Consider the following 9,703-nt stretch of genomic DNA (forward strand, 5'->3'; position numbering starts at 1 on the left):
CGCGCGACGGTCCATCGAGTCACAAGCACCCGACATACATGTCGCACTTGGCACTCCGCACTCAGGAAGTGAGGGATTCAAGGAGAGCCATATCGAGGCGCGCGAAGCGCGCACCATTGCAGGCTTGTCAGCCGCACCGCAGCGTCTGATCTCCTACACGGACCCGGGCCTTGCCGCGGCCGCATGGGTCTGCGCCGACCTCAGCCGAGCTCGAACATGGGTCGATCGCGTGCTGGGACCCCCGGCTGCCGATAGCGACAACGCGAGCCGACTCCGGGAAACCCTCCCACGGATCACCCGTCGCTGCAATAGCGACGTTGCGTTCGGAGCTCACGGTGCCCAACCTTTCGAATGATTCACGATCACCAAGCACGGCAAACCCGCCGCGGTGCTGATGTCTGCCGACGACCTCGAATCGCTGCACGAGACAATCTACTGGCTCTCACGTGCCGGTGTCCGCGACGACGTCGCTACCGCCGACGCCGAGTACGCTGCCGGCAACACTGCCTCCATCGACGACCTGCGAGCGGAACACGGCCTGCCGCCGAAATGAGCCTGCCGCGGGATGTGGTGGCACCGGAGAGCATGGCGAGGGTTCAGGAGCTGCCGGGAAAACCCGCGCGTGCGGTATCGGCGGCTGTGCCCGGTTCGCGGGCCGGACCGTAGCCTTCGCTGCGGCCGTCGCGGATGGAAACATCGCGATCCCACGGGACCCGGTACTGGCCGGCTGCCAGATCAGTGACATATCGGAACGGATTATCGGCAAGTCCCTCCCGAATCGCGGTGTAGCCGCGGTGGCCGAGCTGATAGATGTTGTTCTCCACACCCCATGTGCGGCGCGCCTTCTCGGCTCGCGCGGGCGAGAAGGCGGCGGTGACCACCCGGCCGGGAGTCTGATCGCCCTCGACCAGCACGCTGCCGTCGATGTCGCAGGCCATGGCGCCGCCGAGGGAGGGGAAGCCGTTGCCGTCATCGCCGGCCAGGCAGACCGAAACGGTATAGGCCATATTGCTGAATGCGTTGGCTTGGTTGCTGATTCGCCAGGCCTGCTCGAACGGAAGCTTGTAGCCTGCCTGCCGGACGATGACGGTGGCACCCTGGTAGGCCAGGTCGCGGGCGGCCTCAGGAAAGCACCCGTCGTGGCAGATGAGTAATCCGATCGTCGAGCCCCGGGGGCCGGAGCAGACCGACAGTGGATCACGCCCGGGTTCCCACGGTTCCTTGGGCGCCCAGGGGAAGAGTTTGCGGGTATGCAGCACGATCTCTCCGTGCTCGTCCACCAAGATTGATGAATTGAACGGTGCACCACGCGGATTGGTCTCCATGACGGAGAACGCCGCCCACACTGAGTGCCGGCGGCATGCGGCGGTGAGTAGATCGGTTTCGGGGCCGGGAATGGTGCACATCAGATCGTCTTCGGCCCAGCCCTCCTTTCGGAGGCCATGGAGTCCGTATTCGGGAAACACGACCAGATCGACGCGCGGCATTCCGGTGGCGATCTCGGCGAGCGTCGCGGTGGTGGCGCGTACCGCTTCGGCAAGATCGGCCCGATTCCGCACCAGGGCGATCTGCTGTTGGACCATTGCCACCACGAGCTCGTCATCGTTGGAGTTGAAACCGCTGGAATACATTGATACCAAACCTATTTCGTACTTGTCGGGGATTCGATTCGCATGTCGGTCACATAGCGAGGCCCGGACATGCGGCCGAGGACCTGACTGGTCTCCACGTGCAGGCGCTCGCGATAGTGCCCGGGTGCAGCGGTGGCGAGCACTACTTCACCGATGACCAGACAATCGGAACCCACCGCCACCTCCTGCATCAGTCGGCATTCGAGCGACACCAGTGCGTCGGCCACCGAAGGCGGCGACACGGCCAGTGAGGGCCGGTCCGCGATGTTGCACGCCTGGAACTCGTCTACATCCGGCGGATAGGCGAAACCGGTTGCATTCACCGACGTCATCGACGACGAAGGGGCGATATTAACGACGAACTCGCCGGTGGCCCGAACGTTGGCCAGGGTGTCCTTGATGCCGCCGTCGGGTGTGGGACCAACCGAGAACACCACTGCTCCCGGCGAGCGGGAGGCGACGGTGAAAAAGCTGAACGGCGCGAGATTCATCACCCCGGCGGCCGATTTCGTCGACACCCAGGCGATCGGCCGTGGCAGAACGCACCCGGCGAGCATCCGGTAGACGAAGCCCTCCGGCAGCTCATCGGGGCGAAGCACGTCCCGAACCTGATCGACGTCGGTGATGGTGTTCTCGTCCATCCAATTAACCTCCACGGCTATCGGTAGCGCAATCGATTGCACCGAGCCTAGCGAACTCTGCCGACATGCGCCAGTCGGCCGGGGCATTCGACCGGGGACGGTTAGCGGCTCGACGGGCGGTGGCGGGGGTGCGACGTGGTTCCGCGCACCACCAGCTCGGGCTGGAGGACCAGCGGCGAGACCGGCAGGCCGTTCATCGCCGCGAGCAGTACCTCGCACGCGTGCCGGCCCATCGCCGGATACGGACTCCGGATGGTGGTGAGAGGCAACATCAGATTGCGGGCAGTGGGAATGTCGTTGTAGCCCACCAGACTCACGTCGGTACCCGGCCGTAGCCCACTGTCGCGTAGCGCGCCGATAGCGCCTATCGCCGCGTCGTCGTTGGCGACGAACAAGGCGGTGATCTGCGGGTGCCGCGCCAGAATCTGCAGTGTGCCGCGCACGCCGTCGTCGACGCCGAAGCCGGCCGGGGCAACGGCGTCGTCGGGAATGGTGATGCCGCGCTCGGCGTAGGTCTCACGGAATCCGTCGAGCCGGTCAGCGCCGGTCGAGCTCCACAGTGGCCCGGTCACCACGCCGACGTCGGTATGGCCGAGCTCGAGGAGGTGCTCGGCGGCCAGCCGCCCACCCCGGCGGTCGTCACATGTGACCGAGAGCAGGCCGGGGTAGCGGCGGTTGACCAGTACGAAAACCGTGCCGTCATCGGCGAGTTTGGGCAGGGTCGGGTCGTCCAGCCGTGCGTCACCGATGATGAGGCCGTCGACGCTACGGCCGATGAGTAGCTGTCGTCGGCGGGCCTGGACCTTGGGATCGTCGTGGGTGTTGGCGACGAAGGCGTCGTAACCAGCTGCGTTGGCGGTGGATTCGATGTTGTCGTACACACAGGAGAGCACTATGTCGGTCAGCTGTGGCACCAGCACACCAAAGGCGCTTGACCGGCGGGTGGTGAGGCTGGCCGCGTTAGGATTGGGTACGTAACCCAGATCGCTGGCGATCTGCACGATCCGCAGGTCCGAGTCGCTGCGCCGACCGGTTCCGCCGGCGCCGCGCCGCAGTGCCCGCGACACCGTGGACGCGTGCACCCCGGCGGCCTCCGCAACCGTCTTCAGGGTGACGCGTTGACGTTCATTCATCGGCCCTCCGCCATTCGCTCTGCAATCGGATGCACACGCTACCGGATGTGCTTTCCCCATACCGAAGTGACGCGCGCGCAGGTCTGGGCAGAAGTACTGCATAACGCTGCATAACGAGGGCATCGCGATGGCACCACGACCGCCATGTTAAGTGCCGGTAACTAAATGTCGATGGACTTGACCCTCTGGGCCAGCTATCCGAATATAGTTGCAACCGATAACGCAATCGGTTGCAGTACCGCACGGTGATTGAGAAGCACGTCAAGTCGGCGATGGCGAAGCACACCGAGTCGGCGGCTTGAGAGTGAGCCCGACGCGGGCCGGGAAACAGGTGAGTGAGGTTTTGGTGACCACGATCGGGGTTGGCGTAGCGCAGATGGTGGCGCGTCCGGGTGAGCTCGAGGGCAACCTGGCGACCGCAGAGATGCTCCTACGGGAAATGGTGGGACAGGGTGCACAGATCGTGGTGCTACCGGAACTGTTCGCCACCTCCTATGACATCGAGCAGGCCGCGGCAATGGTGCGGCACGAGGTGGAGTTGGTACTTCCGCGGCTCACTTCGTTGGCGGCCACGCTCGGGCTGACCATCGCTACGACGGTTCTGGCAGGCGACGGACGCGACGGCACGCTGTGCAACCTTGCCGTGGTGATCGACCGTAGAGGGGTGATTGCCACGGCGGGCAAGCAGATGCTGTGGGCCGGGGAGTCGGCGATCTTCGCTCCTGATCACGGCCCCCGGGCTCTGGTGCGTTCATCGGGTGCCGCGATCGGCGTCGCAGTCTGCTATGAAGCCGGATTCCCTGAATTGACAAGAGAATTGGCGGTTCGTGGTGCCGATATCATCTCGGTTCCGGCGGCGTTCGGGGCTTCCCGCCGGTATGCCTGGGATCTGCTGACGCGCAGCCGTGCGGTGGAGAACGGCTGCTTTGTTCTCGCCGCGGGACTCGCCGATCCGGAGGACGCGTCCGTTCCGAGATTCTCTGGTCACAGCCGCATCGTCGATCCCCGCGGACAGATCCTGGCCGAACTCGCCGACGGCGAGGGTGTGCTCACCGCCAGGATCGATCTGTCTGACATCGCATCCGCGCGGACCGAGATTCCCTACCTCGCGGCGCTCTCCGCCCGCCAGACGAAAGCTGACTCACCGGCAGCGCTCACTCACCCCATCACCACTGGAAAATAGAAGCAGGAGACGATGCAAGCACTAACAACGGCCGAACTTGTTGCGGCCTTCACCGACGAATTGCGGCTGTGCCGGTTGACCCGCGACGAGCACCTGGTGATTCTCGCCGAACCGACCAGCCGGCAGGATTACATCGGCGCGGCCTTTGCCGCGGGAAAGGCGCTGGGAGCCCACGTCCTGGTCGTGACTGCGCCCGGCGGTGGCCCCACACCGGTGCCACCCACCCACACCGGTGCCGGGTCTGGACTCGAATCGGTGCTCACCGACGATCTCGCGATCGGGACGCTGACGGGGGCCGATCTCGTCGTGGATCTCACCCGGGAAGGGTTCATCCACGCGCCGGTGCAACAAACCATCTTGGCGGCCGGGACACGCATCCTCTTTGTGTGTGACCCACCCGAGGTGCTGGTTCGGAACATGCCCACCTCGGCCGACAAGGTCCGCGTGACCGATGCGGTGGGAAAGATCCGCTCGTCGACGAGCATGCACGTCACCTCGGTGGCCGGGACCGATCTCGTCGTCGACATTAGCAACAGCCACCCCGGGTTCCAGACCGGCTTCGCCGACGACCCCGGCCGGTGGGATCACTGGCCGTCGACGATGGCGATGTGCTGGCCGGAGATCTCCAACGGCCAGATCGTGCTGGCACCGGGCGACATCGTGCTGCCGTTCAAGGATTACGTAGTGGATGAGACCGTTCTGACGATCGTCAACGGCTACATCGACACCATCGCCGGTGGCTTCACCGCTCAGATGCTGCGTCAGTACTTCGCCGACACCGAGGACAAGTGGGGTCGGTACCTCTCGCACATGGGCTGGGGGCTGATGCACAGTGCGGACTGGTTCGCGCACGCGTTGTATGCCAAGCACGAACTCATGGGCATGGATGCACGAGCGTTCGCCGGAAACTTCCTGTGGTCGACCGGCCCACACCCGTTCCTCGACCGCGATTCCTACGCCCACCTCGATATCGCCATGCGCAACTGCACGGTAAGTCTCGACGGTGTGGCCGTCGTGGAGGCGGGAACGCTCGTCGGTTAGACGTCACCCTGACAACCCCCCAATCTCCCGGTGTGCCTTCAGCGGCGCGGACGCACCGGTCACCTCGATCATCCACCCTCGCTAGGAGTGTGCCCTCATGTTCCCTGAACAGGTCAGTGGTACCAGCATGTCGATTGCGGGATTCTATGCCATCTGTGTGGCAGCCGTGATCATCGTCGTCGCCGGCATCACCCTCGTCGACGTCGGGCTGGTGTCCCGAAAGAATCGTCTCGACACCGCGATTCAGAAGCTCATCGGAACCTTCATCGCAGTTGCCGCGTATGCAGTGGTGGGCAACGCGATCTGGAACTGGCAGTTCAACCAAGCGACCGGAACCGGAAGCTTTGGCGACCTATTCACCGACTGGTCGCTGTGGGGATCGTTCTCCACCACACCGGCATCGGAAACCGATCCAGCGGTCTTCGCCGATGCCGACGTGCATCAGGTGTTCCTGGCATTCAACGCCATATTCATGGGTGCGGGTGTGGCGGTGCTGCATTCGCTGGGACTGCAGCGACTCAAGGCCAAGGCGTACTTCATCATCGCCGCCGTGGTTGGTGGCCTGGTGGGTCCCCTCAACATCTATCTGACCTGGGGATCGGCCAGCCCACTCACCGCTCGTGGATATCACGACTTCCTGGGTGTTGCGCCGCTGTACATCTTCGCGGCCTTCTTCGGGCTGATCCTGGTGTGGCGTCTCGGCCCGACCCGAAAGGCCGATCTCGACCTGAATGCGCTGGGGCTGAGTATCTTCGGTCTGCTCATGATGATGTTCGGCTGCGCCGTCTACGCACTCGGTTGCGGAATCATCATCCCGGACGTCGGATACCTCGGGATCAGCTACAGCACATCCGGTTTAGGTGTGGTGTCGATCAACATCATGATGGCCTTCGCCTTCGGCGCCGTAGGCGGCCTCATCGTCGGGTATCTCACGCGCAACATCATCGTCACCGCCCTCTCGCCACTCTGCGGATTTGTTTCCTGCGCTCCCGGAATGGACATTCTGGAGGCGTGGCAGGTGGCCATCATCGCCTTCTTTGCGCCGATGCTCACCGCACTTGCCCTACGCTTCGTCACGCGGATCGGCCTGGACGAGAAGAAGATCATCGGCCTGGGCATCGGCAGCGGAATCTACGGCGTACTGGCCACCGGGGTGTTCGCGTGGGGCACACCTACCGGTGGGGTCTCCGGCGTCGAATCCGGAACCTATGCCTTCCAAGGGGCGGAAGTGAACCTCGGTTGGCAGCTCTTGGGAGTGGTGGCCATGGCGGCCAGTGGCGCCGTCGCCGCACTGATTCTCACGACCGTCCTCGAACGCACTGTGGGGTTGCGTGTTTCGGACGAGGCCATGGACCGTGGTCTCGACGAATACTACTGGGGAGGAGGTGATTCCGCCGGCAGCTCGCCTGAGCATCAGACCGAGGACATGGTTGTTGTTCAGCCGGCGACCTCATCGACTGGACATGCATAACGCCCCAATCTCCTGGGCGCCCGCAACCTGCTGAGCCCCCAATCTATTTAGCCTCGAACCTACTGATCTGCACACAAGCCCGTGTCACGGGACACGAAAGGACTATCGCAATGACAACAACCGAACAGCCGGCGGCCGAGCACGCCACCGCGACGGGCAAGAAGGTCTACCTGCGCACCGGTGACCAGTTCAAGCAATCGCTCGACGACGGCCGACGAATCTGGGTGAATGGGCAGGAAGCGGCCAATGTGGCCTCCGTGCCCGCACTTTCGGCGGGTGTGGACATGCTCGCCTCGATTTTTGACGACCAGTTCAGCGCCGAGCACTCCGACGTGCTCACCACCTACGATGCGGGACTGGACGCGACCATCAGTGCTGCCTGGATGGTGCCCACCACCATCGAGGAGCTGCGTCGCCGGCGTGCAGTGATCGAGTACACCACGATGAAGAGTGTGGGAACCTACGGCCGCACCTTCGATCTGGCTCCGCTGATCACGGTGGGACTCAAGGCATATCAGCCGACGTTCGAGAAGTCGTCACCGGAGTTCGCCCGCAACAACCCGAATCTGGCCGCGAACATCACCGCCTATCTCGAGCACGGCAAGCGATCGAACATCGTGATGGCCGAGGTGCTGGCCGACCCGCAGAACGATCGCTCTGGGCCCTCCGGTTCCACGGCAGGTCTCTTGCGGATCGTCTCGCAGGAGGCGGACGGGGTGCGCGTATCGGGGGCGAAATCGGTGGGTTCGATTGCCGCGCAGGCCGACGAGATCGTGTTCACCAATCTGCTGCGCCCCGATTTTCCGCCTGAGGCCTGCGTGTGGGCAGCCCTCCCGGTGGGAACCGAGGGAATCAAGCTGATCAGTCGACCGCCGGTGTCCAAGCCGGGTGCGGATCCTTACGATCATCCGGTGGCCTACCGCGGCGAGGAAGCCGATCAGTTCATCGTGTTCGACAATGTACTGATCCCCAATGACCGGGTCTTCAATGTCGGCGACCCCGAACTGCTGCAGTACTACGGCCGGGTGTGTGCCTGGCTACACTGGCACATCCTCACCCGGCTCTGGTACAAGGCCGAGATCTTCGTGGGTGCGGCCCAAGCAGTGGTCGATGCGCTGGGCACCGCCCGAATTCCGGCGGTGCGCGCCCAGGTGTCCGAGCTGATCAATTACGCCCAGACCCTCAAGGCGTTCATCATTGCCGCCGAGGATGGGGCATTCATGACCGAGGGTGGCGTTCTGTGCCCGGATATCCCGATGCTCACGTCGGGGCGGTTGCATTCGATTCAGAACTACCCACGCATCATCCACATTCTGCAGGAGCTGTGTGGTCAGGGTTTGGTGATGCGGTTCTCCAAGGCCGATTTCGACAATGCCGAGACCGGGGCATTGCTGGATTCCCTGCTGCCCGGACACGGAATCTCTGCTCAGGACAAGAACCGGCTAATGAATTTCGTATGGGATCTGACAAGTTCGGGGCTGGCCGGGCGGGTGGAGCTGTTCGAGAACGTCAACTCGACGCCGGCACCGTTGCTGCATGAGCGGATCTGGGCCGAGTATCCGCGCGACATGATGGCGGCAAAGGCACGGAAGATTGCGGGACTGTAGAGATGGCGGGTGAACGAGTGCTGGATTCCCCGACGGAGGTGACCGAGCTGTACCTGGAGTCGATGCGCCGATCGGCGGCCGGGGTGAGCATTGTGGTGGCGGAGATGGACGGCAGGCAGTGGGCCACGACCATCACCGCGTGGTGCTCGGTCTCGGTGAGTCCACCAACGTTGATCATCTCGTTGTCGTCGTACACCGCCGCAGCAGCTGCGGTGTCGGAAACGCAGAGATTCGGATTGTCGCTGTTGGGCACCGACGCGCAGCCGGCGGCCGAGTTCGGGTCTGCGGCGGGGCAGGCGAAGTTCCTGGATCAGTCCGCTCACCTTCATCCGGGGGTGGATGGCTGCGTGAAGGGCGCGTTTGCACATCTCGATTGCCAGGTGCAGCAGCAACTCGATGTGGCCGATCACCGGATCTTCGTCGGCCGTGTCACCAGCGCGGTGATGTTCGACGAGGCCGATCCGCTGGTGTACTCCAATCGACAGTACTGCGGGTTGGCCAGGTGGGAGAGCAAGTGAGTTCTCCTGCGTCGACGACGCTTGTCGACAGTTTCTACGCGGCCTACAACGAGCATGCTGCGGCCGTCGCCGCCGGCCTCTATGCCGCCGATGGGCTCCACCGCGATCTCGCGTCAGGGGTCACGGCCTCCGGCCGTGATGAGATCGCGCGATCGCTGGCGGGGTTCGTATCCCGGATGGGCAATGCGAGGTGGGCGGTGACCGAACTGCTGGGGCGTGACGATCGGTTCGCGGTGCACTACGAGCTGACCGGCGAGTGGGCACTCCGAGACGGCGACGTGTGCCCGGTGCGGTTGCCCGGTATCCACGTGTTCATCCTCGGCGACGGGATGATCAGGGAAACGATGGACTTCTGGAGTTCGGCGGAGTTTGTTCGGCAGATCGGTGGTGTGTGACCCAGATTCGAACCTGGAGCATCCGGCAGAAGCCCGTCAGTTCTCTGAGAACTGACGGGCTTCTGCGGCCGGGTCTTTAGTGG

At 63.8% G+C, this 9,703-nt stretch carries 9 protein-coding genes and 1 pseudogene; 7 read left to right on the plus strand and 3 right to left on the minus strand.

The window, feature by feature from the left end:
• Positions 1 to 358 precede the first annotated feature (358 nt).
• Positions 359 to 553: pseudogene (locus GD1_RS23170) on the plus strand (type II toxin-antitoxin system Phd/YefM family antitoxin); the annotation flags it as partial.
• A 43-nt stretch (positions 554 to 596) separates the two neighbouring features.
• Here the strand turns inward: GD1_RS23170 and GD1_RS23175 are convergent.
• The 3 genes from GD1_RS23175 to GD1_RS23185 form a co-directional block, all read right to left on the minus strand.
• On the minus strand, positions 597 to 1,631 hold the full coding sequence (locus GD1_RS23175) for a formamidase (protein ID WP_059039857.1): 1,035 nt from the start codon (positions 1,629 to 1,631) through the stop codon (positions 597 to 599).
• An 11-nt stretch (positions 1,632 to 1,642) separates the two neighbouring features.
• The gene (locus GD1_RS23180; protein WP_059039858.1) at positions 1,643 to 2,272 is read right to left on the minus strand and encodes a flavin reductase family protein; all 630 of its coding nucleotides are present in this window, start codon (positions 2,270 to 2,272) and stop codon (positions 1,643 to 1,645) included.
• Positions 2,273 to 2,373: 101 nt separating this feature from the next.
• Positions 2,374 to 3,405: a LacI family DNA-binding transcriptional regulator gene (locus GD1_RS23185; RefSeq protein ID WP_059039861.1), complete on the minus strand. Its 1,032-nt coding sequence runs from the start codon at positions 3,403 to 3,405 to the stop codon at positions 2,374 to 2,376.
• Positions 3,406 to 3,751: 346 nt separating this feature from the next.
• Here GD1_RS23185 and GD1_RS23190 point away from each other — a divergent pair, with 346 nt between their 5' ends.
• From GD1_RS23190 to GD1_RS23215, 6 genes are all read left to right on the plus strand, one after another.
• Positions 3,752 to 4,588, plus strand: coding sequence for a carbon-nitrogen hydrolase family protein (locus GD1_RS23190; protein ID WP_059039863.1), 837 nt, complete (start codon positions 3,752 to 3,754; stop codon positions 4,586 to 4,588).
• Between the two features lie 12 nt (positions 4,589 to 4,600).
• Positions 4,601 to 5,629 (plus strand): 2,5-dihydroxypyridine 5,6-dioxygenase NicX family protein, encoded by a 1,029-nt coding sequence (locus tag GD1_RS23195; RefSeq protein WP_059039866.1) that lies wholly within the window; start codon positions 4,601 to 4,603, stop codon positions 5,627 to 5,629.
• A 97-nt stretch (positions 5,630 to 5,726) separates the two neighbouring features.
• Positions 5,727 to 7,100 (plus strand): ammonium transporter family protein, encoded by a 1,374-nt coding sequence (locus GD1_RS23200; protein ID WP_059039868.1) that lies wholly within the window; start codon positions 5,727 to 5,729, stop codon positions 7,098 to 7,100.
• Positions 7,101 to 7,210: 110 nt separating this feature from the next.
• On the plus strand, positions 7,211 to 8,707 hold the full coding sequence (locus GD1_RS23205) for a 4-hydroxyphenylacetate 3-hydroxylase N-terminal domain-containing protein (RefSeq protein ID WP_059039870.1): 1,497 nt from the start codon (positions 7,211 to 7,213) through the stop codon (positions 8,705 to 8,707).
• 2 nt (positions 8,708 to 8,709) lie between these two features.
• Positions 8,710 to 9,225 carry a flavin reductase family protein gene (locus GD1_RS23210; protein WP_083534663.1) on the plus strand — a complete coding sequence of 172 codons (516 nt, stop codon included), beginning with the start codon at positions 8,710 to 8,712 and terminating at the stop codon, positions 9,223 to 9,225.
• A complete protein-coding gene (locus GD1_RS23215) occupies positions 9,222 to 9,620 on the plus strand; it encodes a nuclear transport factor 2 family protein (protein ID WP_059039874.1) in 399 nt (132 codons plus the stop codon). The genes GD1_RS23210 and GD1_RS23215 overlap by 4 nt, the downstream gene beginning before the upstream one ends.
• Positions 9,621 to 9,703: the final 83 nt, after the last annotated feature.

It is taken from the genome of Gordonia desulfuricans NBRC 100010, from assembly GCF_001485495.1.
Taxonomy (GTDB): domain Bacteria; phylum Actinomycetota; class Actinomycetes; order Mycobacteriales; family Mycobacteriaceae; genus Gordonia; species Gordonia desulfuricans.

Excerpts from the sequence above, each read along its gene's own strand:
- GD1_RS23195 (WP_059039866.1), top strand. The coding sequence starts at position 4,601 with ATGCAAGCACTAACAACGGCCGAACTTGTTGCGGCCTTCACCGACGAA.
- GD1_RS23205 (WP_059039870.1), top strand. The coding sequence starts at position 7,211 with ATGACAACAACCGAACAGCCGGCGGCCGAGCACGCCACCGCGACGGGC.
- GD1_RS23200 (WP_059039868.1), top strand. The coding sequence starts at position 5,727 with ATGTTCCCTGAACAGGTCAGTGGTACCAGCATGTCGATTGCGGGATTC.
- GD1_RS23175 (WP_059039857.1), bottom strand. The coding sequence starts at position 1,631 with ATGTATTCCAGCGGTTTCAACTCCAACGATGACGAGCTCGTGGTGGCA.
- GD1_RS23185 (WP_059039861.1), bottom strand. The coding sequence starts at position 3,405 with ATGAATGAACGTCAACGCGTCACCCTGAAGACGGTTGCGGAGGCCGCC.
- GD1_RS23180 (WP_059039858.1), bottom strand. The coding sequence starts at position 2,272 with ATGGACGAGAACACCATCACCGACGTCGATCAGGTTCGGGACGTGCTT.
- GD1_RS23210 (WP_083534663.1), top strand. The coding sequence starts at position 8,710 with ATGGCGGGTGAACGAGTGCTGGATTCCCCGACGGAGGTGACCGAGCTG.